Source organism: Arthrobacter ruber (genome assembly GCF_002954225.1).
GTDB classification, from domain to species: Bacteria; Actinomycetota; Actinomycetes; order Actinomycetales; family Micrococcaceae; genus Arthrobacter_D; species Arthrobacter_D ruber.
Window position 1 is genome coordinate 284,289 of record NZ_PPTH01000014.1, and the last position, 26,763, is coordinate 311,051.

At 67.9% G+C, this 26,763-nt stretch carries 29 protein-coding genes; 14 read left to right on the top strand and 15 right to left on the bottom strand.

Annotated elements, in window-relative coordinates; all coding sequences use genetic code 11:
• Window positions 1–6 precede the first annotated feature (6 nt).
• On the bottom strand, window positions 7–312 hold the full coding sequence (locus CI785_RS06425) for a DUF3263 domain-containing protein (RefSeq protein ID WP_105031252.1): 306 nt from the start codon (window positions 310–312) through the stop codon (window positions 7–9).
• A gap of 110 nt (window positions 313–422) precedes the next feature.
• Here CI785_RS06425 and CI785_RS06430 point away from each other — a divergent pair, with 110 nt between their 5' ends.
• The gene (locus tag CI785_RS06430) at window positions 423–1,262 is read left to right on the top strand and encodes a uracil-DNA glycosylase (protein WP_105031253.1); all 840 of its coding nucleotides are present in this window, start codon (window positions 423–425) and stop codon (window positions 1,260–1,262) included.
• A 114-nt stretch (window positions 1,263–1,376) separates the two neighbouring features.
• Here the strand turns inward: CI785_RS06430 and CI785_RS06435 are convergent, their stop codons facing one another.
• The 3 genes from CI785_RS06435 to CI785_RS06445 are packed head-to-tail and all read right to left on the bottom strand — an operon-like array spanning window position 1,377 to window position 5,241.
• Window positions 1,377–3,074: a threonine/serine exporter family protein gene (locus CI785_RS06435; protein ID WP_105031254.1), complete on the bottom strand. Its 1,698-nt coding sequence runs from the start codon at window positions 3,072–3,074 to the stop codon at window positions 1,377–1,379.
• Between the two features lie 50 nt (window positions 3,075–3,124).
• A complete protein-coding gene (locus tag CI785_RS06440; protein WP_105031255.1) occupies window positions 3,125–4,198 on the bottom strand; it encodes a lipid II:glycine glycyltransferase FemX in 1,074 nt (357 codons plus the stop codon).
• 2 nt (window positions 4,199–4,200) lie between these two features.
• Window positions 4,201–5,241, bottom strand: a complete 1,041-nt coding sequence (locus CI785_RS06445) for a lipid II:glycine glycyltransferase FemX (RefSeq protein WP_105031256.1) — start codon at window positions 5,239–5,241, stop codon at window positions 4,201–4,203.
• Window positions 5,242–5,366: 125 nt separating this feature from the next.
• On the opposite strand from CI785_RS06445, the gene CI785_RS06450 reads away from it, so the two are divergent.
• The 4 genes from CI785_RS06450 (at window position 5,367) to CI785_RS06465 (ending at window position 9,100) form a co-directional block, all read left to right on the top strand.
• Complete coding sequence (locus CI785_RS06450) at window positions 5,367–6,371, top strand: aldo/keto reductase family protein (RefSeq protein ID WP_105031257.1); 1,005 nt, start codon at window positions 5,367–5,369, stop codon at window positions 6,369–6,371.
• Between the two features lie 17 nt (window positions 6,372–6,388).
• Window positions 6,389–7,234, top strand: a complete 846-nt coding sequence (locus CI785_RS06455; protein WP_105031309.1) for an NAD-dependent epimerase/dehydratase family protein — start codon at window positions 6,389–6,391, stop codon at window positions 7,232–7,234.
• 103 nt (window positions 7,235–7,337) lie between these two features.
• Window positions 7,338–7,790, top strand: coding sequence for a hypothetical protein (locus CI785_RS06460; protein ID WP_105031258.1), 453 nt, complete (start codon window positions 7,338–7,340; stop codon window positions 7,788–7,790).
• 218 nt (window positions 7,791–8,008) lie between these two features.
• On the top strand, window positions 8,009–9,100 hold the full coding sequence (locus CI785_RS06465; RefSeq protein WP_105031259.1) for an alkene reductase: 1,092 nt from the start codon (window positions 8,009–8,011) through the stop codon (window positions 9,098–9,100).
• Window positions 9,101–9,134: 34 nt separating this feature from the next.
• Here the strand turns inward: CI785_RS06465 and CI785_RS06470 are convergent, their stop codons facing one another.
• Window positions 9,135–9,677: a hypothetical protein gene (locus CI785_RS06470; RefSeq protein ID WP_105031260.1), complete on the bottom strand. Its 543-nt coding sequence runs from the start codon at window positions 9,675–9,677 to the stop codon at window positions 9,135–9,137.
• A gap of 124 nt (window positions 9,678–9,801) precedes the next feature.
• On the opposite strand from CI785_RS06470, the gene CI785_RS17050 reads away from it, so the two are divergent.
• Window positions 9,802–9,948 carry a hypothetical protein gene (locus CI785_RS17050; protein ID WP_157940189.1) on the top strand — a complete coding sequence of 49 codons (147 nt, stop codon included), beginning with the start codon at window positions 9,802–9,804 and terminating at the stop codon, window positions 9,946–9,948.
• A gap of 466 nt (window positions 9,949–10,414) precedes the next feature.
• Here the strand turns inward: CI785_RS17050 and CI785_RS06475 are convergent, their stop codons facing one another.
• The 4 genes from CI785_RS06475 to CI785_RS06490 all read right to left on the bottom strand — a co-directional run bounded on the left by CI785_RS06475 (window position 10,415) and on the right by CI785_RS06490 (window position 12,554).
• Window positions 10,415–10,687 (bottom strand): hypothetical protein, encoded by a 273-nt coding sequence (locus CI785_RS06475; RefSeq protein WP_157940190.1) that lies wholly within the window; start codon window positions 10,685–10,687, stop codon window positions 10,415–10,417.
• Between the two features lie 103 nt (window positions 10,688–10,790).
• The gene (locus CI785_RS06480) at window positions 10,791–11,723 is read right to left on the bottom strand and encodes an SDR family NAD(P)-dependent oxidoreductase (protein ID WP_105031262.1); all 933 of its coding nucleotides are present in this window, start codon (window positions 11,721–11,723) and stop codon (window positions 10,791–10,793) included.
• 162 nt (window positions 11,724–11,885) lie between these two features.
• On the bottom strand, window positions 11,886–12,260 hold the full coding sequence (locus CI785_RS06485) for an SPFH domain-containing protein (RefSeq protein WP_157940191.1): 375 nt from the start codon (window positions 12,258–12,260) through the stop codon (window positions 11,886–11,888).
• 48 nt (window positions 12,261–12,308) lie between these two features.
• The gene (locus CI785_RS06490) at window positions 12,309–12,554 is read right to left on the bottom strand and encodes a hypothetical protein (RefSeq protein ID WP_240615039.1); all 246 of its coding nucleotides are present in this window, start codon (window positions 12,552–12,554) and stop codon (window positions 12,309–12,311) included.
• 64 nt (window positions 12,555–12,618) lie between these two features.
• On the opposite strand from CI785_RS06490, the gene CI785_RS06495 reads away from it, so the two are divergent.
• Both CI785_RS06495 and CI785_RS06500 read left to right on the top strand, forming a co-directional pair.
• On the top strand, window positions 12,619–13,122 hold the full coding sequence (locus CI785_RS06495) for a metallophosphoesterase family protein (RefSeq protein WP_105031310.1): 504 nt from the start codon (window positions 12,619–12,621) through the stop codon (window positions 13,120–13,122).
• A gap of 157 nt (window positions 13,123–13,279) precedes the next feature.
• Window positions 13,280–14,542, top strand: a complete 1,263-nt coding sequence (locus CI785_RS06500; RefSeq protein WP_105031311.1) for a multidrug effflux MFS transporter — start codon at window positions 13,280–13,282, stop codon at window positions 14,540–14,542.
• Window positions 14,543–14,567: 25 nt separating this feature from the next.
• Here the strand turns inward: CI785_RS06500 and CI785_RS06505 are convergent, their stop codons facing one another.
• From CI785_RS06505 to CI785_RS06520, 4 genes are all read right to left on the bottom strand, one after another.
• Complete coding sequence (locus CI785_RS06505; protein WP_170068216.1) at window positions 14,568–15,419, bottom strand: universal stress protein; 852 nt, start codon at window positions 15,417–15,419, stop codon at window positions 14,568–14,570.
• Window positions 15,420–15,611: 192 nt separating this feature from the next.
• Window positions 15,612–17,075: an APC family permease gene (locus tag CI785_RS06510; RefSeq protein ID WP_105031312.1), complete on the bottom strand. Its 1,464-nt coding sequence runs from the start codon at window positions 17,073–17,075 to the stop codon at window positions 15,612–15,614.
• Between the two features lie 56 nt (window positions 17,076–17,131).
• The gene (locus CI785_RS06515) at window positions 17,132–18,313 is read right to left on the bottom strand and encodes a glutathionylspermidine synthase family protein (RefSeq protein WP_105031266.1); all 1,182 of its coding nucleotides are present in this window, start codon (window positions 18,311–18,313) and stop codon (window positions 17,132–17,134) included.
• Window position 18,314: 1 nt separating this feature from the next.
• Window positions 18,315–18,749, bottom strand: coding sequence for a tRNA-dihydrouridine synthase (locus CI785_RS06520; protein ID WP_240615040.1), 435 nt, complete (start codon window positions 18,747–18,749; stop codon window positions 18,315–18,317).
• 385 nt (window positions 18,750–19,134) lie between these two features.
• Between CI785_RS06520 and rsgA the strand changes: the two genes are divergently transcribed.
• Both rsgA and CI785_RS17265 read left to right on the top strand, forming a co-directional pair.
• Window positions 19,135–20,187: a ribosome small subunit-dependent GTPase A gene (gene rsgA / locus CI785_RS06525; RefSeq protein WP_240615041.1), complete on the top strand. Its 1,053-nt coding sequence runs from the start codon at window positions 19,135–19,137 to the stop codon at window positions 20,185–20,187.
• A 626-nt stretch (window positions 20,188–20,813) separates the two neighbouring features.
• Window positions 20,814–21,851 carry a hypothetical protein gene (locus CI785_RS17265; protein ID WP_170068217.1) on the top strand — a complete coding sequence of 346 codons (1,038 nt, stop codon included), beginning with the start codon at window positions 20,814–20,816 and terminating at the stop codon, window positions 21,849–21,851.
• Window positions 21,852–22,495: 644 nt separating this feature from the next.
• On the opposite strand, the gene CI785_RS06530 is transcribed toward CI785_RS17265, so the two are convergent.
• Both CI785_RS06530 and CI785_RS17055 read right to left on the bottom strand, forming a co-directional pair.
• Window positions 22,496–23,083 carry an RES family NAD+ phosphorylase gene (locus CI785_RS06530; protein ID WP_105031268.1) on the bottom strand — a complete coding sequence of 196 codons (588 nt, stop codon included), beginning with the start codon at window positions 23,081–23,083 and terminating at the stop codon, window positions 22,496–22,498.
• Complete coding sequence (locus tag CI785_RS17055; RefSeq protein WP_157940192.1) at window positions 23,080–23,457, bottom strand: hypothetical protein; 378 nt, start codon at window positions 23,455–23,457, stop codon at window positions 23,080–23,082. Before CI785_RS17055 ends, CI785_RS06530 begins: the two co-directional genes overlap by 4 nt.
• A 409-nt stretch (window positions 23,458–23,866) precedes the next feature.
• Here CI785_RS17055 and CI785_RS06540 point away from each other — a divergent pair, with 409 nt between their 5' ends.
• The 4 genes from CI785_RS06540 (at window position 23,867) to CI785_RS17480 (ending at window position 26,265) form a co-directional block, all read left to right on the top strand.
• Window positions 23,867–24,691 carry a hypothetical protein gene (locus tag CI785_RS06540; RefSeq protein WP_105031270.1) on the top strand — a complete coding sequence of 275 codons (825 nt, stop codon included), beginning with the start codon at window positions 23,867–23,869 and terminating at the stop codon, window positions 24,689–24,691.
• An 80-nt stretch (window positions 24,692–24,771) separates the two neighbouring features.
• Window positions 24,772–25,467: a helix-turn-helix domain-containing protein gene (locus CI785_RS06545; RefSeq protein WP_105031271.1), complete on the top strand. Its 696-nt coding sequence runs from the start codon at window positions 24,772–24,774 to the stop codon at window positions 25,465–25,467.
• A complete protein-coding gene (locus CI785_RS17475) occupies window positions 25,460–25,915 on the top strand; it encodes a hypothetical protein (RefSeq protein WP_240615042.1) in 456 nt (151 codons plus the stop codon). The genes CI785_RS06545 and CI785_RS17475 overlap by 8 nt, the downstream gene beginning before the upstream one ends.
• Window positions 25,916–25,944: 29 nt before the next feature.
• Window positions 25,945–26,265, top strand: coding sequence for a hypothetical protein (locus CI785_RS17480; RefSeq protein ID WP_240615043.1), 321 nt, complete (start codon window positions 25,945–25,947; stop codon window positions 26,263–26,265).
• Window positions 26,266–26,763: the final 498 nt, after the last annotated feature.

Genomic DNA, 26,763 nt, shown 5'->3' on the forward strand with positions numbered 1-26,763 from the left:
GCTGGACTAGATGTCCGCACCGAGTCGGCGGGCGGATCGGGCCCTCTGACGGGTTGATCGCAGGCGCCTCAGTCGCTTCACGAGCATGGGGTCGTGCGCGAGGGCTGCCTCGGTGTCGATCAATGCGTTGAGCACCTGGTAGTAGTGCGTGGCTGACATGTTGAACAGGTCCCGGATCGCCTGCTCCTTGGCGCCGGAATACTTCCACCACTCGCGTTCGAGAGCGAGCATGCGCTGTTCACGGTCACCCAGGGCCAGTTTCGCGTCCTGTGCGGAAGCAGTAGTGTCCGAGTGCCCCTGTGGCTCGGCCATCGCGCTACCGCCTTCCCTCCGACTGGCACATCTGTCATCCAATCGTAGAGGGGAATTACAGGCGTGTCATTCCGGCGGTGCCCACAGGAGTCGCGCGCAAGAATGGGCTCATGACCTCCGACGACGGCACCCTCTTCGACCTTCCCGAGACCCCTCCCGCGAGCAGTGCAGCAGGCGATCCACGCGTCCGCGCAGCCCGTAAGGCGGCAGGTACAACGATCCCGTCACCCAACGAATCGGTGTTCCCGTTCGCGGCACCGGCTTCCATCGGCGATCTGGTCCCCGCCGACTGGGCGGCAGCGCTGGAACCCGTGGAGCCCGTCCTCCACCAGCTCGCCACGTCCCTCGCGGCCGATCTCGACGACGGACGGCGGGTACTGCCCGACGCGCGCCACATCCTGAGGGCCTTCACCACACCGCTGGACCGCGTCCGGGTGGTCATCGTGGGACAGGATCCCTACCCGACCGTCGGTCATGCAGTCGGTCTGAGCTTCGCCGTCGATCCGGCGACACGACCGATACCCCGCAGCCTGGCGAACATCTACCGGGAGTTGGCCTCGGACACGGGGACAGCCCCGCCCGCGACCGGAGACCTGTCGGGCTGGGCCGAGCAGGGAGTGCTCCTGCTCAACCGGGTACTGACGGTCCGCGCCGGAGAGACGGCGTCCCATCGGGGGCTCGGCTGGGAGCTCGTGACCGATGCCGCGATCCGGGCGCTCGTGGCGCGGGGCGGGCCACTCGTGGCCATTCTCTGGGGCAAGGACGCCCTGCGCCTGAAGCCCCTGCTCGGCTCCACGCCCACCGTCGAATCCGTCCACCCGAGTCCGCTCTCCGCCTCGCGGGGGTTCTTCGGCTCGCGGCCCTTCACGCGGGTGAACGACCTCCTGATGCAGCAGGGCGCCGACCCCATCGACTGGTCGCGCACCTCGACGAACCGCACGGGGTCCTAGGCGGCGATGTCAGCAGACAGTCGGGACCCGGATGACGACAGGTAGCAACGTCGGCGTCGGCAAGCGGGGACCCGGCGCGATCGACGCCGGCGGCCGCACCGGCGGCGAAGCGGCCTACCGCCGTCGGTTCCGCTGCCGCTCGTTCGAGCTCAGCTTCCGGGTGAAGGGCCGCGCCAGGTTGTCTCCGAGGACCACCCCCGCGGCGATCGCCAGCACGATCGTGAGCGCGTTGAAGAGGCCGAACGCGCCGTCGCCCGCCACCCCCGAGTCGATGGTGAGCATGTACATGGACCGGAAGACGGTCAGTCCCGGGTAGAGGAACAGGACTGCCGGGACGGCGACGACCAGCTGCGGAGCACCGAAACGGAGCGCGACGACGCGCGAGAGGGCACCGATCAGGATGGCCGCGAGCGCCGGCGCGAGCCGGTAGCCCACGCCCGCCGCCGTGGCGCTGATCAGCAGGAGGTATCCGGCGACCGCCACGAGCGACGTCGGGATCACGAGCTTCACGTCCGTCTGCTCCGCGATGCAGATCATCGCCACTGCGACGAAGGTGAGCACGGCGACCACGGGCCACGGATACTGGCTGCCGGAGGACTCCAGCACCTCCAGTTCGGGGATCCCGAGGGCCGTACCGGCCACCAGCGCGACGGCGATCCCGGCCACCAGCGCCGCGAAGATGAGGATCGCCGAGAGGAACCTCCCCGCGGCGGTGACCGGGAAGCCGTTGATGGCATCCTGGGTCGCCGAGACGAGTCGGCCCGTGGGCAGGAGCAGGAGGATGCCTCCCACCACCACGAGGGCCGGGGCGATCGGGACCTGCAGCCACCAGAACAGCAGCGCGATCAGGGTGACGAGCGCTGACGACGTCGCGACGGAGAAGAACTCGGGGACACGCCATTCTCCGAGCTTGCGGCTGACGAGGTCCACGAGGATGCAGCTGACGAACCCGACGAGTGAGCCCAGCGGTGTCCCGCCGACGAACGCGACGATCGCCGCCGCGAAGATCCCGAAGGCCGCCGTCACCATCCAGCGTGGGAACGGCTTGGGCCGGTGGATGATCTCGTCCAGCCGCTGGGTCGCCTCCGTACGGGAGACGCCGCCGTCGGCGATGTCGGACACCAGCCGGTGGATGGCGGTGAGACCGGCATAGTTGTTCGTCCAAGAGCGCACCACCCGCAGGACGGTCGTCGGCGTCTGGTCCCTGGCCGAGTAGTTGATCACCACCGACTGGTTGGTGATGTCCACCTCGATGTGCTCGAGCCCGAAGGCCGCGGTGACCGCGATGATGCTCGTCTCGACCTCGAGGGCCCCGGCGCCGTAGCGGAACATCGTCTCGGCGAGGTTGAGGGCGAAGTCCAGGGCCTTGCGGGCGCTGGCGTCGGGGCCCCCGACGTGGATCGTGGGATTCGCGTACGGGCTGCCGGCAAGCCGCTCCACGATGCTCATGGCCTGGGTGGGCGGGGCCTCTCCCTGCACCAGGCGGCGGAGCACGCTGCGTGCCGCCGCGTTGGGACGGCTCGACGACGGCACGCTCTGCGGTGTGGTGGGCAGCGCATCGGCCGGCTTCGTGACGGCCTGCCGCTGCCGGCTCTGCCGTTGCGGCTTCGGCGCGGCTGCAGGACGCCGGGACGGCGTGCCGGTCTTCGGCGGCTTCCGGCCACCGCTCCCCCTGCCCGCGGCGAGCCGGTTCTTCTCGTCGTCGCTCGGGTCGAAGGGACGCTGGATCACCGGGAGCGCCTGGGCGACGGGTGACGGGTTGGTGGTGGGCGAGCGGCCATCCACCGGTTCGTCATGCTGACCCTCGGTCATGGGAGCACCTCTTGATCGTCCCTCTGGGTGGTTCGGGGGCCTGGGAAGGCCTAGTAGAAAGGCTGCCGGTGACGACGCCAGTGGATCTGGCGTGCGACGCGCTCACCCATCGCCTGCCAGACACGGTAGGTGCGCGGCCGCACCACGGCGTCGTAGCATCCTGCGAAGTCGGTCACCGTCTTGGTGAAGCTCGTCTTGAACATGCCCAGGCCGTACTGCGGGTGATCCTTGTCCTTGAGCCGGTCAGCCGGAGGGGTGCCGCAGAAGTCGTATTCGCGGGCCCCGAGGCGCTTCATGTCGAGGATCGCCTCCCACTGGACGAGATGGGAGTCCCCGTACTGGCTGCGCTTGGGCAGGGAGCCGCCGTCCTTGTAGGTGGCCTTCTCCCCGTACAGGATGACGAACGCACCGACCGAGGGCCTCCCGTCCTCGAAGACGAAGTAGAAGCGGCCCATGCCTGCGTCGACGAACTCCTGCCAGAAGCCCCGGTAGTACTCGTACGGCCTCGGCACGGCGGACAGGCGGCCCTGCTGGGCCTGGCCGATCAGCGCATACATGGTCCGGTACGTCTCCTCGGAGGGCTCCACACGCTGCGCCTGGACGCCGTCCCGGAGGGCGCGACGCACGGCGTTGCGTCCGCGGGACGAGAGGTTCCGCAGGAGCTGGTTCTCGTCGGGGGTGAGGTCCAGGAGGGCGGTGCTGTCATTGGCCTGGATGTTGAACGACTTCACCAGCCCCGCCCCGGTGAACAGTGCCCTCACCTCGTCGGAATCGGGGACGTCGGGCTCGATCTTCACCGCGAAGACCCGCCCCGGCTGACGCCGGGCGTAGGCGACGACCGCGTCGGTGAACGGCGGGACGTCCTCCGGCACGGCGGTGTCGGGGCCCTTGATGAGGTACCACAGGGCGCCGAGCGCGGGGATGCTGCGCTGGTAGGCGACGACATAGCTCGTGTAGGCGTCGGACTCGACGGCGAGATGGATCGGCGTCCAGCCCTGGCGCTGCTTGACGCGGCTGAACGGCCCCGACTGGAGGACGTTGCCGCCCAGTGGGTTAGCCGGCACGAGCTCGTCCCAGCGCTCCACCTCGGCCGCCGTGGCTGCGCGTGCGGTGAACTTCGTCATGCTCAGTACCAGCTCTCGTGGTGGCGCATGCGATGCACCTTCAAGGTCGCGCGCTCGCCGATCCGTGTCCAGGCCCGGTGCTGCAATGCTTTGACGGGGAGGTCGAAGGTCCCCACGAAATCGGTGATGGTGGAGTTGAACCCTGTCTTGAACATCCCGATCCCGTAGTGCTCGTGGTCCTTGTTCTTCGCCTCGCTCGACGGCGGTGCACCGCAGAGGTCGTACTCCGTGACGCCCCGGATCTTCAGCCATTCGATCGCCGCCACCTCGAGCAGGGCACTGGCTCCGCGGACGGTGCGCTTGCGCGTGCTCGCGGCGTCCTTGCGGCTCGCCTTCGCCCCGAGCATCATGATGAAGTCGGCGGACACCACCTCGCCCTCGACGTAGGCGAACAGGAACGCTCCCGCCTGCGCGCGGGCGTGCCGCTGCCAGAAGGAGGTGTAGTACTCCTCGCTGCGGATCGAGAAGCTGCCCTCGGCCGTCTCGTCCAGCAGGCGATAGAAGATCCTGCAGTTCTCGTCGTCGACCTCGACCACGCGGGTCTCGACACCGGCCTTGCGGGCCGCGCGGATGTTGTACCTGGTCTTCGATCCGAACGAGGCCTCGATGCTCTCGAGGTCACCCGAGATGTCGAGGACCACCGTGGACACGTTGGGCTGCACGTTGGTGGTGCGCACCAGCCCTGCCGCCTCCAGCGCTTCCGCCACCTCGGGGTCGGAGGGGAGCTCGGGGTCGATCTTGATGCCGAACACCCCACGGCCGGCCGCGAAGGCCTTCAGTTCGGGCAGCAGTGCGGCGAGGGATGCTGCATCCTCCACGCCCGGCCCCTTGGGGACGTACCAGTAGCGCCCCAGCGGAAGGACGGTTTTCTGCAGCACCGTGAGGGCCACGCCGTCCAGGCGCAGATACACCGGCGTCCAGCCCGTGGCGCGCTTCTGCTCGGCGAATTCCCGCCCCTGCATCACGTTCCCGCCGTCCGGATTCTCGCTGATGATGCTGTTCCAACGGGCAACCTCGTCGGGCATTGCAAAGCGGGTAGTCATGATGATCGAGTCTACGGCAGGGCCCGAATCCCCTCCAAAGCACCACTCCGTAGCATCACTCCCCCTGCACGGTGGTTGCCTGCGGAACCTATCGCTCGGCGAGCCGACGCGGCTAGCATCGCCCTATGGACTTCAGACACCTCGGCAACAGCGGATTCAAGATCTCGGAGATCACCTACGGCAACTGGCTCACCCACGGATCGCAGGTGGAGAACGACGTCGCCACCCGGTGCGTGCGCGCAGCACTCGACGTCGGCATCACCACGTTCGACACCGCGGACGTGTACGCGAACACGGCGGCGGAGACCGTCCTCGGCGAGGCGCTGAAGGGTGAGCGCCGGCAGTCGCTCGAGATCTTCACGAAGGTCTGGGGGCCCACGGGGCCGAAAGGCCACAACGACGTCGGGCTGTCCCGCAAGCACATCATGGAGTCGATCGACGGCTCCCTGCAGCGCCTGCAGACGGACTACGTGGACCTGTACCAGGCCCACCGCTACGACTACGCGACCCCGCTCGAGGAGACGATGCAGGCGTTCGCCGACATCGTGCGCCAGGGCAAGGCGCTCTACATCGGTGTCAGCGAGTGGACAGCGCAGCAGATCCGCGACGGGCACGCCCTCTCCAAGGAGCTCGGCTTCCAGCTGATCTCCAACCAGCCGCAGTACTCGATGCTGTGGCGGGTCATCGAGGGCGAGGTCGTCCCGACGTCGGAGGAGCTCGGCCTGTCCCAGATCGCCTGGTCGCCCGTCGCGCAGGGCGTGCTGACCGGCAAGTACAAGCCGGGGCAGCAGCCCGAGCAGGGGACGCGGGCCTCGGACGAGAAGGGCGGCGCCGACATGATCAAGCGCTGGATGGGCGACGAGGTCCTCACCGGCGTCCAGAAGCTCGCGCCCATCGCCGACGGCGTGGGCCTCACCATGGCGCAGCTCGCGATCGCGTGGGTGCTGCAGAACAGCAACGTCGCCTCGGCGATCATCGGCGCCTCGCGCCCCGAGCAGGTGGAGTCGAACGCGGCCGCCGCGGGCGTGAAGCTGGACGACGACGTCATGAAGGCGATCGACGATGCCATCGGCGGCCTCGCCGAGACCGACGTCGAGAAGACCGTCTCCCCCGCGGACCGGCCGGCCTGATGGGGGACCCCACCCCCCTGAACGTCGCGGTCACGGGATCGAACGGCAAGCTCGGCCGCAGCGTGGTGCGCGGCCTGCGCGAGGCCGGGCACACCGTGCTCGAGCTCGACCAGTACGGCGAGCGCAGCCCGGAGTTCCTGCGCATCGATCTGCGGGACTACGGACAGGTGGTCGATGCGCTCCTCGGCGTGGACGACCGGCACAGTGGCTTCGACGCCGTCGTGCACCTCGGGGCCATCCCTGCCCCTGGGCTGCAGGCGGACGTGGCGACGTTCCACAACAACATGGCGGCCACCTACAACGTCTTCCAGGCGTGCCGTCGGGCCGGCATCAGGCGGATCGTCTACGCGTCCAGCGAGACGGTCCTCGGGCTGCCCTTCGACACGCCTCCCCCGTACATCCCCGTCGATGAGGACTACCCGGCCCGGCCCGAGAGCACCTACTCGCTGGTGAAGCACCTGGAGGAGCAGCTGGCCATCGAGTTGACGCGCTGGGATCCGCAGCTGAGCATCACGGCGCTTCGGTTCTCGAACGTCATGGATCCCGAGGACTATGCGGAATTCCCGTCCTTCGACGCCGATGCCACGGCCCGCAAGTGGAACCTGTGGGGCTACATCGACGGGCGCGACGGCGCCCAGGCCGTGGCGAAGGCCTTGGAGAACGCCGCACCGGGCTTCGACCGCTTCATCATCGCCGCGGCGGACACCGTCATGACGCGCGCGAGCGCGGAGCTCGCGGCGGAGGTGTTCCCCGGCGTCGCCCTGACGCGGGCCGTGGAGGGCACCGAGACGCTCCTCTCGATCACCAGGGCACGCACCGTGCTGGGGTACGAGCCCCGGCACAGCTGGCGCGACTACGTCTAGCCCCCGCTCCTGCGCCCGGGCGGCAGTACGAACTGTCGTCCGGGCAGGAAGATCAGTAGGCTGATGATCGAAGGATGCGCAGCACCGATGAAAGGCAGAGAAGATGACCGAGAACCTTCCCGATGAGGAACTGACCATCGTGGGCGAGGAGCCCGAGACGCCGAACGATGCGCTCGCACCCGAAGCCTTCGACCCCGTGCTCGAGGGTCGGCCCGACGATTACGAGGGTGCGGCGGAGATCAACCCCGACCGATGGCAGGAGGACCCACTCCTGCAGGACGAGCCCGGCGCTGCCGTGACCGGCGACGACGAGAACGGTGTCTCCGCGATCGGCGAGGAGGGGTACCTCAGCGACCAGACCCTCCGCGACGAGACGGCCGAGGTGCGCTTCGCTCACGGTGATGAGCAGGTCCCGCCGGGCGAGCCCATGATGGGCGAGGCCGCCGCGGACGTGGACTTCGGCATGATGGAGGACGACGAGGTGGACGCGAGCGACGATCCCGCCAACCGCGGCGGCTCTCCGCTCAGCGCCATGGACGAGCAGGACGTCACGTAGCGGACGGCTCCTGAAGGACGAGGCCCCGGGCACGCGCCCGGGGCTTCGTCATGTGCCCGACCATTCGGTATCGTCCCGGTGTCGCCTCCCCGACCCGGGACACCGAGGCCGCGGACCAGGACCACCGACGACGACGGCGTGACCCGTCCCACATCCGGAATAGCCCCCGGTCGAGGCCGGTTACCGCCCGGTAGGAAACCTACCGGAAAGCAGGCCTCGTGAAGCTCTTCTCCCCCCTGACCCTCGGCACCCTCGAGCTCCCCAACCGCGTCGTCATGGCGCCCCTCACCCGGGTGCGCTCGGGCGAGGCCGGCATCCCCGGCGACATGGTCGTGGAGCACTACCGCCAGCGCGCCTCCCTCGGTCTGATCGTGAGCGAGGGGACCTACCCCAGCCACGCCGGGCAGGGCTTCCCGGGCCAGCCGGGCCTGGTCGAGGACGAGCAGCTGGCCGGCTGGAAGCGGGTCACGGACGCGGTGCACGCCGACGGCGGACGCATCGTGGCCCAGGTCATGCACGCCGGACGCGTGACCCACCCGGACACCAACGGCGGGTACGAGGTGGTGGCCCCGAGCGCGATCGCGATCGACGGCACCACGCGCACCAGCACCGGGAAGCAGCCCTATCCGGTACCGCACGCCCTCACCACGGACGAGCTCCCCGGCATCATCGAGGAGTTCGTCACTGCCTCGCGCCGCGCGATCGACGACGCCGGATTCGACGGCGTCGAACTCCACGGCGCCAACGGCTACCTGCTGCACGAGTTCCTCTCGCCGGAGTCGAACCAGCGGACCGATGCGTACGGCGGAACCCCCGAGAAGCGTGCGCGGTTCGTCATCGAGCTCGTCACCGCCGTCGTCGCGGAGGTGGGCGCCGAGAAGGTGGGACTGCGCATCTCACCCGCCCACAACATCCAGGACGCCCTCGAGACCGAGGCCTCCGAGGTCCATGCCACCTACGGCACGCTCGTGGACGCCCTCGCGCCGCTGGGGCTCGCCTACCTCAGCGTGCTGCACGCCGAGCCCACCGGGAACCTGATCCAGGACCTGCGGACGCGCTTCGGCGGGCCCGTCCTGATCAACAGCGGCTTCGGCGTGATCACCAACCGCGAGGAGGCCATCGCGATCCTCGAGGACGGCGTGGGAGACGCCGTCGTCGTCGGCCGTCCCGCCATCGCCAACCCCGACCTCGCGCGCCGCTGGCGGGAGAACCTGCCGGAGAACGAGCCGAACCCCGCGACGTTCTACTCGACCGGCCCGGAAGGGTACACGGACTACCCGTTCTACGACGGTTCGGCCAACGCCAACTGATCGCCTGAACCGATCCGCGCGGAAGGCGCTCCCGTCATGCGACGGGGGCGCCTTCTTCAGTGGGCAGGGTACCCCGGCTCACGGTCGTACGCCCGCCCGCTCCTCCGCTCGCACTCCGGCGGAGCACCCCGTTCCTCACCCGGGGGTACTGCGCCACCGCCCAGGCGATCACGAGCGCGGCTGCCAGGTGGGTGTGGAGCATGAGCATGATCTCCGGCGAGTGCCCCTGGCCTGCCCCTGAGACCACGGGCACCTCATCGTGGTGCACGCCGGTCGGGGCGACGGTCGATGACGCCCCCGCCCCCAACCCGCCGAGCAGCCAGTGGAGCATCTGCTGCGCCACCCCGAGCAGCAGCAGGACCACCCATCCGGGCGGGCGGGCCTGTGCCACGAGCGTCGCCGCGAGAACGGCGAGTGCCGCCAGTCCGCCGAGGATCGGCAGGCTCGGCAGCACACCTCCCGAGAGGGCATGGGCCGCCAGACCGAATCCGAGCGACAGCAACCCCACACCGGCGGACCGCGAGATCATCCGTGCGCGGTCGACGGGCTGGGACACGGCGTCCCCGGGAGCTTCCATGTCCTGATCGTAAGCATGCTGACGACTCCCCGTCACGCGCAACGTGCGGGTTATGCTCGCGGCGCCCTGTCCGTAGACTCACCATAAGGGGGCTTACCTTCCCCGCAACCGAAAGGATGAGCGCATGTCAGAGAACCCAGGCGGCCAGGACGGCACCCGCGACCCGGCGTCAGCAGATAGCGACTCGGACGCGTACCCGGAAACGGTCCGCGCGCGCCCCGACGAGCCCGCAGAGGGCGCGGATTCCGACGACAAGGACGGCGGCTCGTAGCAGCCCCGCACCGCAGAATGACAGCCATGAGCGCCGGCCCCAGGGCCGGCGCTCATGCGTTCAGGCACTGGGTGCGGCCCTCCAGCGGGCTGGAGCCCCTCGGGAACGAAGAGCCTGCCCGGCGGCGGGCCTTCGCAGCCGACCGCCCGTTCGTGCTCGACGTCGTGGCGGACCCGACATGCCGCTGCTACTGCCCTTCCCCGCGGGCGCCGCGAAGCACACCCCATGCGCGGGGCGATCGGCGAGGAGCCGGCGAGCAACGCTGCCCGGCTGCTGCAGCGCTACGCGGAGATCGAGGAGGGCGCCGACTCCCGGTCGTCGTGAGTCCGTCGGGGACAGCCGGCCACCGGGCAATCACGGGCAGTCGAGCGGGAACCGGCGATCCGCGTCACGCCACCGCGGCTGTCGCTGACGGGAGGGACCCGCGACCCGGCGTCACGCCACCGCGGCTGTCGCTGACGGGAGGTTAACGTCGGCGTCGCTGAACGGCCTGCCGGCCGAGCTCTGCCACGGCTGCCGCCGCGACGACGAACGAGAGCGCGATGACGGCCAGCATCACGTACAGGAACACCAGGGTGGTCATGGGTGACGAGGCCGAATGCAGGATACGCAGCCCGCCCAGCAGCCCGACGGCCCAGAAGACTCCCACGCCCAGGAGCGCGTAGGCCGCGCGACGGTGCCCGCGGTCGAAGCCCATGCTCCGGGCGCATTGTGCGAGCAGACCCTGCCATTGATTCATGCCTCAACTATCGCTGGGCCATCGGGAAGCTCTGCCCGTCCCCGGTATCGTGTTCGTCACATTGACAGCGGCCCCCAAGTGGTGCAGGAGGGGCCATAGGGGCTCATGGTGCAGGAGGGGTGCTGTCTCCTCGGCGCCGCGGGACGTGCCGCAACCCGGGCAGGATCCGCCATCCTCCCGTGACGCCCGTGGCGTCCCGCTCGGGCTGGAACACGTTGCCCGGACTGTCCTGCACCGACCCGCGCTTCAGAGCGATGATCGGGTACACGCGCGCGATGACAGACTCGTAGACGGCGGGGGCGAGCGCCCGCGCGTGGACGAACAGCGACTGGATGCGACCGACCTGCGTCAGCCTGCGGGGACGGCGGGAGACGCGGACGATGGCGCGGGCCACCCGGACGGGATCCGTGACCGGGGGCGGCGGACGCACGGGCCTGCCCGTGTAGTTCGCGGCGTGCTGGTGGATCGGGGTGTCGATGGTCGCCGGGAGGACCGCGCAGACGTGAATTCCCGGCGCCCCGCGCAACTCCATGCGCAGCACCTCGAGGAAGCCGAGGAGCCCGAACTTGCTCGTGATGTAAGGGCTCACCAGGGGCGAGGTGATCCGTGAGTAGACGGACGCCACGGACACCAGGACACCCCTGTCCTGGCGCCGGAAGACCCGCAGCGCAGCACGTGCACCGTAGACCTGACCGAGCAGGTTCACCTCGACGAGCCGGTCGAAGACCTCCGACGGCGTCTGCTCGAAGGTCCCGAAGCTGTAGAGCGAGGCGTTGCCGACCCACACGTCGATGCCGCCGAATCGCTGCACCGCGGCATCGGCCAGACCCTCGACGTCGGCTTCCGAGGAGACGTCCGTGGGCACGGTGATGGCCTGCGCTCCCCGGTCCCGGCACTCCACCGCGACGACCTCGAGCGTGTCCGCGTCCCGCCCGGCGAGGACGAGCCGGGCGCCGTCGTCGGCGAACAGGCGAGCCGTCGCCCGTCCGATGCCGCTCGACGCTCCCGTGATCACCACGATCACCGCTTCGTCCATCCGCCTACCTCCCGCTCTGCCGGACCGTGTACTCCTCCGCGTCACCTTTCGAGTCTTCGGGGCCGACCGCGAATTGTCACGCACTTCCACATGCGCGATGCGCCCTGCGAACGTGTGAAGGGAGCCCTCGTGGAGGACCCCCTTCACGGGTGCCGGCACCTGTCAGCGGCGCCGATCCTGATCGTTGGTGACGTCCGGGTCCAGCGAATCGGCCTCCTGATGGTGGTGCGTCACCTTCTCGCGCAGTCCCTGGGCGTCGGCCTGCCGCTGCTCGGCCTGCTGCCGCAGCCGCTCTGCCTCCACCTCGGCCCTCTGCGCCTCGGCCTCCGCCATGGAGGCTTTGGCTTCGCGTTCCCGCGCCTCGAGCTCCGTGGCTCTCGCCTGCTCCCGCATCTCCGCGGCCCGCTGCCGGTCCTTCTCCTCCTGGTGCTTGCGCTGCGCCGCCCCCCGCTTGCGCGCCAGGACCGCGATCACGGCGACGATGGCGAGCAGGACGACGATCCCGACGATGATCCATACCACTTGGCCTGTATCCACTGCTTGCTCCCTCACTCGTCGACGGCGGCGGGGCGCCGCCGGAACCCGCTAGCCTCCGAAGCCACCCAGTCCGGGGATCTTGCCCAGCAGGTCCTTGGGGTTGATGCCGAACTTGGCGAGGAGGTCCGAGTGCTGCTCCGGGTCCACCTGGTCCGGGAGCTCGGACTGTGCCTGATCCGCGTGATCCTGCTTGCCCTGGCTCTTCAGCAGCTCGATGATCTGCGACTTGTCAATCTGCATTTCCTGCTCCTCGTCGTACCGGTTCCCATTAGTAAGCGTGCTGAGGAAGAGCATGGCACAGGCCCTTCCACTTGTCACGGGCACCCGGACACGCCCGACACGCCGGAGAATGGACGGCATGGCCCTCACCCTGACGCTCCTCGCCGACACCCATCTGCCCCGGCGTGCGAAGGAGCTGCCCGACGAGGTGTGGGGCGCGGTGGAGTCCTCGGATGCCGTCGTACACGCCGGCGACTGGACGGAGCTGCCATTGTTGGAGGACCTGGAGTCCCGCGCGAACCGCCTGATCGCCTGCTACGGCAACAATGACGGCGCCGGGCTCAGGGCCCGCCTGCCGCTGATCGCTCGGGCGGAGCTCGAGGGCGTGCGGCTCGCCGTCGTGCACGAGACCGGGCAGAAGCAGGGCCGTGAGGCGCGCATGGCCGCGCTGTACCCCGACACCGACGTCCTGGTCTTCGGGCACAGCCACATCCCGTGGGACACCCGCGCGGACACCGGGCTGCGGCTCCTGAATCCGGGCTCCCCCACCGACCGCCGTCGCCAGCCCTACTGCACCTACATGACCGCGGTGGTCACGGCGGGCCGGCTCGACGTCGTCACGCACCGGCTTCCCCCGCGGTAGCCCGCACCGCGCCGCGCGTCCAGTGCCTGCGCACGACGACGGAACATGCCATGCATCTGTTCGCCCGGTCAACGATGTGGCTAGGCTTTCCAGGGTGAACACCGCGACGACCGCCACGGCCGCATCCGGCAGACGCTCCAGCATCAAGTGGATCCTGATGCTCGGCGCCCTCGCCGCCCTGCCCGCCATCACCACCGATATGTACCTGCCCTCCCTCCCGGCGGTCGCGCAGGACCTCGAGGCGACGCAGGCGGCGGCGCAGTTCACGATGTCCGGCATGCTCATCGGAGCCGGGGTCGGCCAGCTCGTCATCGGGCCCTTCTCGGACCGGTTCGGGCGGCGCCTGCCGCTCCTCATCGGCATCTCCCTGCACGTGGTGACCTCGATCCTCTGCTCGGTCACACCCGACATCGCGTCGCTGATCGGGCTGCGGGTCTGCCAGGGCTTCTTCAATGCTGCCGCGTCGGTGGTGGCCATCGCCGTCATCCGCGACCGCTTCGTCGGTTCGGACGCCGCCCGGCTGCTGTCGCGCCTGATGCTCGTGATCGGCGTGGCGCCGCTGTTCGCGCCCACCATCGGACAGGCCATCGCCGGCGCATGGCAGTGGCGTGCGGTGTTCTACGCGCTCGCGCTCATCGGGCTGGCCCTCGTCCTCATCGTGTGGCGCTTTATGCCGGAGTCGCTCCCCCGTGAGCAGCGGCGCTCGGGCGCCCCGCGGCAGGTCGCCGGAGGCTACCTCGCACTGCTGCGCGACAGGCACTTCATGGCACTGGCGGTGATACCGGGCCTCGGCCTCGCCGTGATCATGAGCTACGTCGTGGGCTCGCCCTTCGTGTTCCAGGACGAGTACGGCCTCAGCCAGGGCCAGTTCGCCGCCGTCTTCGCGGTCAACGGCGCCGCGATCGTCGGGTCCGCACAGCTCAACGCCGCCCTGGTACGCCGTGCGGCGCCCATCCGGGTGCTCCGGGTCGCGGTGATCGTGCAGCTCGTGTGCGCACTCGTGCTCCTCGGAATCGTGCTCACCGGTTTCGGGGGCATCGTCGGACTCGTCGCGGGCCTGTGGCTCGTCCTCGGGACGCAGGGGATGATCCCTGCCAACGCCTCCGTGCTCGCCCTGCACAACTACGGCCACATGGCAGGTACGGCCGCGGCCGTCATCGGCGCCCTGCAGTCGGGCGTGGCGGGGGTGGTGAGTCCGTTCGTGGGCCTCCTCGGTGGGGACTCGCTGGCGATGGTGTGCGTGATGCTCACCGTCGTCGTCCTCACGCTCGTGGTCCTGGCAGCAGGCACGCCCGCCTACCGGAAGGGCGGGTGGCGCGAACGGGACGGCATGGATCCGGGGCCGACGGCGACGGCGTCGGAGACCGAGGAACGCGAGGCGGAGCAGGTGGAGGTTCAGGGGCCCGACCAGCGGAGTTGAGACCGCCGGTGCCCTGACAGGGACCTCACGGGACGATCCCGATGTTCCCCCTGGCATGGTGGAGGACCGCGTGGACGGTGGAGCCGAGGCGGGCCCCCGCGGCGTCGGCCCCCCGGGCTCCGAGGATGACGCTGCACGCGGTCGCGGTCCACTGCACGATCTCCCCGGCAGCCGAGTGTCCTGCGGCTGAATCCTCCGTCACGGACAGCTCTCCGATCCCGGCCAACAGGGCGGCAGCCCGTTCCAGAACAGGATCCCGGCCCTCCAACGGCGCATCGGCCGCCTTGCGCCGGCGCTGGACGCGTACATGGAGCAACTCCAGGCGCTTGTGCAGTGTCCGTGCGAGATCGGCGGCCGTCGCCGTGGCCCTGTCGCTCGCGGGGGACCCGTCGACGGCGGCGATGACGGTGTCGCAGATCGGTCGTGCTTCCCGGACCACCATGACGGGGCACGATGCGCTCGAGGCGAGTCGGAGGCTGACCGATCCGATCAGGAGTTCGCCGAAGCCGCCCAGTCCCCTGGTGCCGGTCACCAGGAGCGAGGCTTCCGCGGAGAGTCGGGTCAGGGCCTCGGAGGGGAACCCGACGACCAGGCGTGAGCTGACGAGCAGTTCCGGTTCGGCCCGTCCGGCGAGGTCCTGCCCCTCGGCGAGGAGCTTCTCTGCTTCCCTGCGCAGACCGCTGTCCTGGACGCCCGCTGCCGGTCCCAGATCATGGGTGAAGAACGGCCACGGCCAGCAGTGGACGACGACGAGGGGAAGCTGCGCGCCGCCCGCGTATCGGGAGGCCCAGAGGACGGCGCGCTTCGCGCCGTCGGACCCGTCGTAGCCGACGAGGACGGGCCTGCGCGGAGCGGTCCCCGCGATGCCGTCGGTCATCGCGCTGCTCCGCCCGGCTGGACGGTCGGGGGTTCCAGGGGTCGGAGTGCTGACGTTCATGACAGTTGCTCCCGGGTCTCGGATGGCGTCCTCCCTCCATGGTGGCCGGTCCGCTCGTCCGGCGATAGGGCCGAACGGCCCGTAGGGCAGCAGCACCGCGTACCACCCGGACGGGGATGGGCTCCCTGACGCTCATCCGCCCGTCGCGCGCCGTCCGTGCGGTTCCGCGGACGCAGCCCGCCGTAGTCCGGCGATGGCCCGGTCCGCGCTTTCGCGCCGCCGTCGGCTGCTGTAGTACAGCGCCGTCAGCACCACCCCGAGCAGGAGTGCGCCCACCCCCACCACGAACGTGCCGCCGATTCCTGCGACCACCGTCGCCCCGTATGCGGGATCGAACATCGAGGCCGCGGACCCGACGAACGCCGCGGTCATCAGGAGCGCCCCGATCAGTGGCAGGACACCCCGGAGGACGAGGTGGCGGGCACTCGAGCGCAGCGTGTGCCGGAAGTACCAGACGCATGCGAAGCCCGTGAGCCCGTAGTAGAACGCGATGAACAGGCCGAGCGAGGCGATCGAATCGGCCAGGACGTCGTCACTGACGAGCGTCAGGACCACGTAGTAGGCCGCCGCCGTCGCGCCCAGCAGGACCGTCGAGAAGGTCGGTGTCATGTAGGTCGCATGCACGGTCGCGAAGCGGCGCGGGAGCGCGCCGTGGACGGCCATGGCGAGCGTCCCGCGGGCGGTGGGCAGGATCGTCGTCTGCGTCGCGGCGATGGCGGAGACCAGCACGGCCAGCACGGCCACCCACGCCCACGGCCCGAGAGCAGCGTCACTGATGGCGTAGAAGACGTCGCCGGCGTTGGCCTCGTTGCCAAGGCCGATCCCCTCGCTGCCGACACCCGCGAAGAGGATCGCCAGGGTGCTCACCCCGGTGTAGGTGATGACGAGGATCACCGACGAGATGATGGCCGCCCTGCCCGGCGTGGTCCGGGGACGGCGTGTCTCCTCGTTCAGTGCCAGGCACGTGTCCCAGCCCCAGTAGGCGAACAGGGCGATCAGGGCTCCCTGGACGGCGGCCTCGGGGCCGCCCAGCGCGAGCGGGTTGAACCAGTCCGCGCTGAAGGAAGCGGCGCCGACGGCGTCGCCGGTTCCCAGGCGCCAGACCAGGAAGGCCACCACCACGGCGAGTGCCGCGTACTGGACGATGATGGTGACCCGCTGCATCTTCTCGCCGAGGTCGATGCCGCGATAGTTGGTCCAGGTCATGGCGGCGATGAAGGCCACCCCGGTCGCCGTCACCAGGAGGGTGTTCGAGGCGAGATCCTCGGCCACCAGCAGCCACAGGTAGGTCCCGGCGACCTGGGCGAGGTTCGCGAGGACCACGACCCCCGAGAGTGCCAGGCCCCATCCGCCCAGCCAGCCGGTGAAGCGGCCGAAGGCCGCGGACGCCCAGGTGAAGGTGGTCCCGCAGTCGGGCAGCGCGCTGTTCAGTTCGCGGTAGGCGACGGCGATGAACAGCATCGGGACGAACGCGAGCAGGAAGGCCGCCGGCGCGTGCACGCCCACCGCGAGGACCACGAAGCCGAGCGCCGCAGCCAGGGAGTAGACAGGCGCCGTGGAGGACAAGCCGATCGAGACGCTGCCGGCGAGGCCCATGTCGTCGCGGGAGAGACCCTTGTCCCGGACGAGCGGTGAGGGCTGCGCGTCCGCGGTCACGGTGCCGCCTCGACGGGGGCCGGGGCGTTGATGACGTTGGGGACGAACCGGCAGAAGTAGTCGGTGATGTAGCCGTCCGACTCGCGGATACCCACGCCCACGCTCTCGCCGTCGACCACCCAGGCTCCGACGACGGGGTGGTTGCCGTCCATGGACGGCAACGGATGCCACGCCTGGTAGCACCAGCCTTCCGCTCCGTAGTCACCCGGCTGTTCGATCTCGACGCCGTGGGCGTGGACGCGGATGTTATCGCCCTCGCGCCCGTGCAGCGGCTTCGCGACCCACTCGGACAGTTCCCGCGGTGAATCGAGGTAGGCGGGCAGCAGGTTCGGGTGGTTCGGGTACAGGTGCCAGAGGGCGGCCAGGAGCGCCTTGTTCGACAGGAACATCTTCCAGGCGGGCTCGATCCACCGGGTCATCACGGGCCAGTCGAGGATCTTCTGCCCGAACTCCTCCTTCATCATCAGCTCCCACGGGTAGAGCTTGAAGATGGTGCTGATGGCCTTGTTGTCGAGGTCCACGAAGCGGTGCTGACGGGCGTCCCAGCCGATGTCGCCCATGTTGATGCCGACGGTCTCCCAGCCGGCCTGCGAGGCGACGTCGCGCATGTAGGCGGCCGTCATCCAGTCCTCGCCGGATGATTCGGCCTCAGTGTGGGCGACATGCAGCCGGGGACCTTCGAGACCGCCTCGCTGCTTGTCCCATGCCGCGACGAGGGCCTCGTGGATGCCGTTCCACTGGTCGTTCTCGGGCTTGACGTCCTGCAGCCAGTACCACTGGGCGATGGACGCCTCGATGAGGCCCGTCGGGGTGTCTGCGTTGTACTCGAGCATCTTCGGCGGGTTCACGCCGTCGTAGGCGAAGTCGAAGCGGCCGTAGACGGCGGGCTCGCTGCGGGCCAGGGACCCGGCGGCGAGCTTCATGGCCGCGGCGCTGATGCCGATGGTGCCCATGGCGCCCGTGGCGAGGTAGCGGGCCGCCTCGATCGACATGCGGTGCAGCTCCTCGGTGACCGCCTCGAGCGTCTCGACCTCGCTCATCTCGAACTCGTAGTAGGCGTCCTCGTGCCAGTACTCGATGGCCCCGCCGTCGGGCTTGATGGTCGTGGAGTAGATCAGGCCCACGCTCTCGATCTTCTCCCGCCAGTCGGGCCGGCGGGTCGATGTCCGTCGCCTCATGTCAGCCACCCGTCCCGCTGTTGCTGCCGCCGAAGCCGCCCCGCGACACCGACGACGCCCCGTCCGGTGCGACTCCCGACCTGGAGGTGGCACCGGACGGGACGGACGTCGTGCCGCCGGAGAGCCCGGACCCGACGGCGGGGATGCTGCGCCTGCCCGATCCCATCGCCAGGAAGTACCAGCCGTACAGCCCCGAGGACACGCCCTGGTCGCTGCAGCGGTCATCCTCGGCCCGCTCCTGCGTGGTCCGGTCCTGGCACACCTTGGCGTAGTCGGCGTCGATCACCTCCCCGTCGGGTGAGCACCCGGTCAGCAGCGCACTCGCGAGGAGGGCCGTCACGCCGATGGCCACTCCGGAACTGCGGCGCAGGTGGGCGGTCCGGCCCCGTGCAGGGACGGGCCCATCGGGTGCTGCGGCGCGAAACTGGGGATCCATGTCTACCTTTCTGGCCGAACCGGTGCCCCGGCCGGCGCGGAGCGGTCCGGGGAGGACGGCGTGAAGCCAGTTTCCCATGCAGCCGACGAACTGCGCCGCGGACTGCGCGAGGTGAAGGATCAGCTGAGGACACCGATAGAGGGATCTGCTTCCCGACCCTCCTGGCAGGAGCAATGATGGGGATCCGGGTCTGGTCACGCCGACACGGCACGCATAGGATGTGGATCCCGGCTGTCGAAGCCCTGAGGGAGTCCTGCGAGGAGGTGGAGTCATGACGAAGGTCCTTGTCGTTGCGCTGTGCGCCGCCATCCCCATGAACCCCGCCTCCCCTGCATCCGCGCACTAGCCGCGCCCTGCGGGGAGGCCTCCCCGCAGAGGAACACCGTTGGACACTCTTGTGCAGTACGGCTTCACCGACCGCATCGGCGGTCTTTTCTCCTTCCACTTCCCCGACCCGGGAACTGCCCAACCGGCGCGCGTCATCCGTGCGGACCGCGGCCGGGTGCTCGTCGCCGCGCGGCACGGCATCGTGCACCTCGACGGCGGGACGTCCCTCGTCACCGGCGACTGGGCCGCGATCGGGCCCGACGGCGGCACCGTGATCGGCCACCTGCCGCGCTTCTCCCTGCTGCAGCGGAAACGGGCCTACGATCCGCTGTCCGAGGCACAGATCCTCGGCGCGAACATCGATGTGCTGGGCGTGGTCATCCCGCTCGACCGGCCGCTGTCGACCAACCGGCTCGAACGGACCCTCGTCGCGGCCTGGGACTCGGGCGCGGTGCCCGTCATCATCCTGACGAAGGCCGACCTCAGCACTCGGTTCGACGTTGTCGTCGCCGAGACCATCCAGCGGGCACGCGGTGTGGAGGTGTTCACGACGTCCGCCGAGCAGCGTGACGGCCTCGAGGATCTCCGGTGGAGGATCGGGGCCGGGCAGACCCTGGCCCTGCTCGGTCCCTCGGGTGCCGGGAAGTCGAGCCTCATCAATGCCCTCGTGGGCGATCCCCGACAGGACACCGGCGAGGTCCGGGCCGGGGACGGCAGGGGCAGGCACACCACGACGGCGCGTGAGCTCGTGCCGCTCGGCGACGGCGCCGTCGTGATGGACACCCCCGGGTTGCGCGGCTTCGCCCTCTGGGACGCCGAGAACGGTCTGTCCGAGGTGTTCGGTGACGTCGAGGAACTGTTCGGGAACTGTCGTTTCCGCGACTGCGTGCATGTCCGCGAGCCCGGATGCGCCGTGCAGGCAGCCATCACGTCGGGGGATCTGGAGGAACGGCGCTGGCTGAGCTACCGGAAGATGGAGCGCGAACTCGCGAGCCTGCGCCGCAGACAGGACGTCGCGGAGCAGCGGCGCCTCGGGAAGGAGTCACATCGGACGGTGAAGGATGCCGCGCTCGCGAAGGACTACAGGAACCGCTTCAGGGAGGGCCTGTAGGTCGGGCGCTGGATCCGGGGACACGGTCCGGACCGGATGGGGCACACGAGGATGCGTGGAGCCCCCTGTCGGATTCGAACCGACGACCCCCGCTTTACGTATCGGTGGTTCCCGGCTATTCCCGCGGACGCCCGCTAGGCCCTTGTGACCAGGCAAAACAGTCGATAGATGGAGTTCAGGCTACCGAATAGTTCCCGGAAGTTCCCGCGCTTTCCCGTCAAAACGTCGATATAAACGTCGGCCGAGTCGCGAAAACTTGACGCGAAGAGTCCTTCGGTTCGAGAAGAGCGTGTTGGACCTAGTGCCATCACGATCATCTCTGTCCCGACCGGCTACGAGCCGATCGACATCAAGGTCGGCATCCCAACGTGAGCCTTAGCAGAGCCTTGCCGACTGGGTGATCGCGGTACTGCTCGAAACAGCGGCTACTCTGGGTTCGTTTAGGGCTTCTTGCGGCAAAACGGCGAGTGATCTGAGTTGAGGAGAGAGCCATGGGTTATGCGTGGCCCGCACTGCTAATTTTCACAGCGTCGGCAGGGCGCCGGCCAAGCAGCGTTGCCGAGTCGAACGCCCTTGTTGTCGACCGGCCGTCGATCAAAGTGTCTTTCTCGGCCGAGGGTGCGTAGATGGCTGACTTTGCGGAGTTGCGACGGCAGGCATTGTCGCTCGATGAACTCACCCGTGATGCCTTTGTCGAGGAAGTCCTGGTCCTTCCGATGGACGATGCGACCACCAGGGGCTGGAAGCGAATGCAGGCCACCGACCGCGACGACTGGGTTTTTGCCGCCGGTACTGGGCTAACGTGGGCAGTGGATCGTCCCTCGAAACTGGGCGCACGAAGGGCCGCCGAAGCCGTCACCTTCCCTCCGCTCCACTCGCAAATGGTGGGGTGGTGGTTGTTCCATGCATGGCGAAGCATCGACCTTCTAAAGGCAGGTCTAGACGCGTCGGCGAGTGGCACGACAAGCGTAACCGCCGTCACTTCGCGGGCACTTATTGAAGAACTCGGATGCCTGGTCACCGAAGTACGTCTAGTACGGAAGGCCTGGGAAACAGCCAAGCTTCCGGACCTCGCATGCCTTCATCGAGCTAGCTTGGTACGCGCGCAACTCTCCCCGACGCTGACGAAGCTGCAGTTCGCAAGTCGAATGTCTAACCTGCCAGCAAGTATGCCGAGTGCCACGAACGTGTTGACCTACGTCGCCAAGCTGGACAAGCTCTCGAAAAGCCCCAAGTTCTCCGAGTGGTATAACTGGCTGTCGGATGCCTCCCATCCCGCCTTCGGGGCACGCCTCATCTACGTGACCAACCCATTACGGCATGCATCGGGGGCATCAATACTCCGACTTCACAGCCGGTCACCGATACACCTCGTCGACCACCATGGTGACCGAACCGATTTCACATACGACATCGAGGATAAGGCCAACGCGGCACTTGAGACTTGCGGCTTCCTCCTCGTTGAGCACCTGCGTGCGGCACTGAAGCTAGTAGACGACTTCGGGCTAACTACATCCGCGCCGGCCCTGACTGAGCGCGCCTACTGGCGAAATTTACTCCCCGCTTCGTCAGGGGACACTTGTCCGTGCGGCTGCGGACCATGGGCAGTGAGTTTGCACGCATGGGGAGCGGAAGCCCCATCCGTCCCTGCCCTAACCGTATAAACAGGCCTACCCTCTACGCCTGCTCCGACGTGCCAGCTGGGGACGTACAAGGAACAGTGGCTTGCCAGCATTAACCCATTCCCCTACGCCAAACCCGTCGGGCTCATCACAAGGGTCCTTGAGGTGGCCACAGAACCAGGGGATGCAGTGTTGGACCCTTCGGCGGCGCGGGATGACAGCAGTGGCGGTCCGACATGCACAAAGAAAGTTCGTGCTCCTTGAGGAGCAAACAAGCACCATCCAGGACTTCATCCGCCCGCAGATTGCCAGCATGGAGCGAGATGGGCTGGCAGGGCGTCATGGTGGTGCGGATAGGGAGGGTAGGAATTTAATGTCCTCGGTCTTCCGACTACACGTTGCAACGGGGTGTGAGGAGGTGCGTGCCGCGTGCGTGCGGCAGGCAGGGCAAAAAGGGCGGGCTTGTCACCGGTCTTCCTAAGGCACCCTTAGGGGCCATACTTCTACCTGAAAGTTACGTTTGAAGCTTGCAAAGTCTGCCTAGGCTGCCCTGAATCGGACCACCACGCAGACACACTCCGTGTACCGGCGGGAAACCCCGTCCGTAGCGACCAATTTTTCTCAATTGCCTTCGGCCGCATTCCACGCATGAACTGCTACCAGCACAAACGGATGCGGCGGCATATTTAGGGCACCACCTCCTTCGTCAGAGCATCGGCGGCGGCTACGACCGCGGCATGATTCAGGTTTAGGTCTTGGTGCTCGATGTAAGTGAATGGCAGGTCTTCGCCAGGTTCCACCCATAGCCCGAAAACGACCCAGTTCGGGCGCTGGAACGACCACCATCTGACACCCGCCCACTTCCGCTTACCGTCGGTGCGCCGCTCCTCGAATATCTTCAGAGCCCACGCCTGAGTCGTGGCGCGATTACGGGCGACGATCTGCGTTGGCCGAAGCGCCCGGTCCTTCAAATTGTTCGGGTCATCGAGGTCGAGGAAGGAGTACTCGTCCTCGTCGATCGAGTAGGTTCCTAGGACTTGCCTGCCGTGCGGCATGTAATCACGCAAAAACATGTCGTCGGTAAACTTGTCCAAATTCCCGAACACCTCGCCGACCGCAGCCTCCGGAGTCAGAGCGAAGTACCAGAGACCGTATCGATCATTGTTGTCCAATCTGCCTCCCGCCTGTGGCTTATGAAGAAATAGCGGGTGCCCTGACTTGCTAGAATCAGTTGCGCCTGCGTCATACCCGAATACCCGGTAAAGGAGCGTCACGAGAAGTTCCCGGCAGCCTCAGACTCAACGGCGCCCTTAACGTCGCGCAACCCCTTTACCCGGATGGAGTCAATTGGTCGTACCCCGTCTAGATACGAGTTATTGCCCAACAGCCAATCGACGGCAACATTCGACTTCCAGATCTTTTCCGCCTGCTCCAAAACCACATGCGTGTGCACGATTAGCCGGCCATCCTTGGTCCCGGGCTTGGAGTTCCCGCTTTCCCACGCTACTAAATCCGCCGGGTCCACTTTCAATGCAGCGGCGAGACGGCTCTTGCTGCCCCAAGCTCGAAGCAGGTGCTTGAGCGCAACCTTGACGTTGTGGGAAGTAGGTTCAAGGGCTTGGGCGGAGGGCCAGGTGACAATGGACATGATTGCACCCTATTCGAGGTGTAAGCGATGCGCACTCTTGCTAGGCAACGGAGAGCCCCTCCTTGCCCGGAGACTCGATCGGCAGGCCGCATGTTAGGCGGGCGTAAGCGCAATCAACGCTGGCATATGGGGTCAATGTGCTCTTGGTGGCCCTGGTACAGCTGATCGGAGGGAGCCCGGTTACTGCCGCCCCGATGTTGTCCAGCCTCCTGATGAAGTCGGCCCAGCGGGAGGTGAATTGTGCTGAGAGCTTGGACCTACTCAAGAGCGTCGGCGGCAGGACGTATCTGTCACCTGCAGGGTCCTCCCCAAGACCCTGGAGCTGGATGAGACCGTTACGACTGGTGCGCCTGCCGTCGTTCCCGAGTCCGAGCTGTTCTGGGACGACGAGGTCGCCGAGGTTCAGGAGGTGCCCGGTGTCGCGCTCTTCACCGACGTCGACGAAGCCATCGCCCCCTTTACCCACACGGCCGACATGGAGATGATCGACACACCGGGGCACGGAGCGACAGCATTCCGACTCGCGATCGTAGGACGCCTGGCGGCCCTGCCTGCACGTCAGGTGTGGCTGAGCGCTCGGGGGCAGGACGCGCCGGGGCACCTGGGCCGGCTGCTGCCCCGGGCCGCTGATGCCCTCGAGTCGGGATTCGACGACAGCGGATGGTGGAAGATCGACGCCGCACTCGCCTGGCTCGAGCAGAACCCTGACATCCGTCGGGTTGCGTGGATCGACGACGAGCTCTCGGAGGAGGACACTCTGCTCGGGCTCTCCTTCAAGGAGATCGCCCAGGAGGCGTTCGCCGAGATCGGGGTCCAGTCGCTGCTGGTCGTCCCCGACTCGTTCACCGGGGCGACCCACGAGGAGGTCGACACCATGGAACAGTTCATCGCCGGGGCCGACACCGCCGACTTTGAACTGACCGTGATCCAGGCGCCGGAGACCCCTGTGCAGGACATGGTCGTCGTGGAGGAGCCGATTCCGGTGACACCAGTCGTGGAGGCGGCTCCTGACGAGTGGGGGTTCACGGGCTTCGACACTGCTGCCGCTCCCTCTCCCGCGCCGGCCGCCCCATCGGCACCTGCCAGCCAGGCTACGGCCGACGACGATGATCTCTTCGCCCGTCGCACCACGCCGTTGGGCGCCGGTCGACGACGACGACGACTTCGCCCCCGTGCGGCCCAAGCGGGTCGTCACCGAGGACGTCTTCGGGTAGGGGCAAACCCTAGACGGTGAGGGGCGCATGGCCGCTTTGACCAGCGGCGATGCGCCCCTCAACTATTGACACTAAACCTGACGTTGATCAGGATTAGTGTATGCAGGCACTCGAGGGGCTCACCGTGGCCGAAGTCGCGGAACGCCTCGGAATCACGCGCCAATCGATTCACGAGCTCATTGACCGCGGGCGGCTTGACTCGCTTGGAGCCGCCGGCCGAACCATCATCGTCGACCCCGCTTCCGTGGAACGGCTCCTCGCCGGAGGGCACGTCCTGCGGCGCGGCCGCGCCTGGGCAGAGGGCTCTGCCTGGGCCGCCATCTCCCTGCTGTCCGGCATGCGCGCCAGCTGGATGTCCGCCTCCGAGGTGTCCCGGCTCAAAAATCGACTGCGACACTCCTCCGCCGAGGACGTCCACTTCCTGGCACGGGACCGAGCGGTCACCCGACGTTTCCGGGCCAGCAGCGACGCCATCCCGATCCTCGAGGCCAACCTTCTGGCCACCGGCGGAGCCGCCATGCGCGACGCGGAGACCGCCGAGGTCTTCGGCCTCTCCGGAGGAGGCGGCACCTATGAGGGATACGCGATGTCCGGCGACGCGGACCAACTCGCCGCCGGACTCGGCATGCGCGAAGATCCGCGCGGCAATGTGACGATTCGCGAGGTGGCCAGCAACCGGGCCTTCGATGACGACCGGGTGCCCGTCGCCGCCATCGCCCTCGACCTCATGGACTCCCTCGCCACCCGCGAGAGGTCCGCGGGCATGCGTGTCCTTGGGGACCTTCTTCGTGGCTGACGCGGTTGTGGAAGCGGTCACCGACGACCGGCCAGTCTGGGATGCGCCCATGCCGCCCGGTGGATGGGGAACCCCGTGGCCGCAGTGCCTCGAGCTCGCTCGCGAGATCCCGTCGACTCAGTGGACCCTGGTCGGCGGCCTCATGGTCCAACTCCATGCGGCCGTCGCCGGCCTGGAGGTCACCCGGCCTACCGCCGACGTCGACATCGTCCTCCACGTCGAAACCGGAGCCGCGTCCGCACCACAGATCCGGGCAACCCTCCAGCGCCTCGGCTACGAGCTGGAGGAATCGATCAGCGTTGACGCTGCTGCGCACCGGTTCGTGCGCGGCAAGGAGCAGATCGACGTCATGATCGCCGACAACGCAGCGCCCAAGGTGCGCCCGACGATCGGCGGCCGGGCACCCTTCCTGCTGCCCCCGGCACCCAAGCACTGCAGCGGACCGTGAACTGCCGGATCGCCACGGACGATGGTGAGGTGATGGTCAGCATCCCCAACGCGCTCGGAGCACTGGTCCTCAAGGGCGCCGCCTACATGTCCGACTCGCGCGACCCGGGCCGGCATCTTGAGGACGGCGCGGTGCTCGCTGCGACCATGACAGCTCCCCTGTCCGTGGTGCCCGAGCTCAAGGGACACGACCGGAACCGGATCGGTGCACTGCATAAGGAACTGATTAACGAGCGTCACAGCGCGTGGCTTCTGCTCGAGCCGGCGAACCGCGACACGGGGCTCACCGCATTCAGGGTGCTGACGGCCAACCCCCAGGACTTCCAACTCGGAGGCATTCGGAGGAAGTAGCCGCTGGCACCTGAGCGGACATCGCCCTTGCCGGCACGCGCCAGGCGGATCATCGCGGAGGACACCATCGGATAGGCAGAGGCAAAATCAGAGCCCGATCCATCTGTCGTTCCACGTTAGAGGAGGCGCATCTGGGCTGCACTCGCCCCTTCAGCGAAGGGGTGCCATCCGACCCTTCCATATCCTCAAGTCCGGGCGGAGACTTGGACTCCACAAACTTCTAGGAGTGCCCAGGAGCCAAAATGCCACCGAATCCAGAACTCACAATCGCTTCAGGCCGGGGACTTCGAGCCTTGCTTTCAGACGAAGCAGTGGCTTCAGGCGGCCCAAGTCGGGTGCGATTTCCGCCCGCGGGTTTCGAGCTTAAACTCGATAATGACAGTAGCGTGCTATTCGTTCCCGGCCCTAACCACACGGGCATAACCCGCACACGCGTCCCAGCGCAGATTCAGTCCCTGGAAAGACTCGAGAAGGCCCTGACAGCTTTTTCGAGCGCAA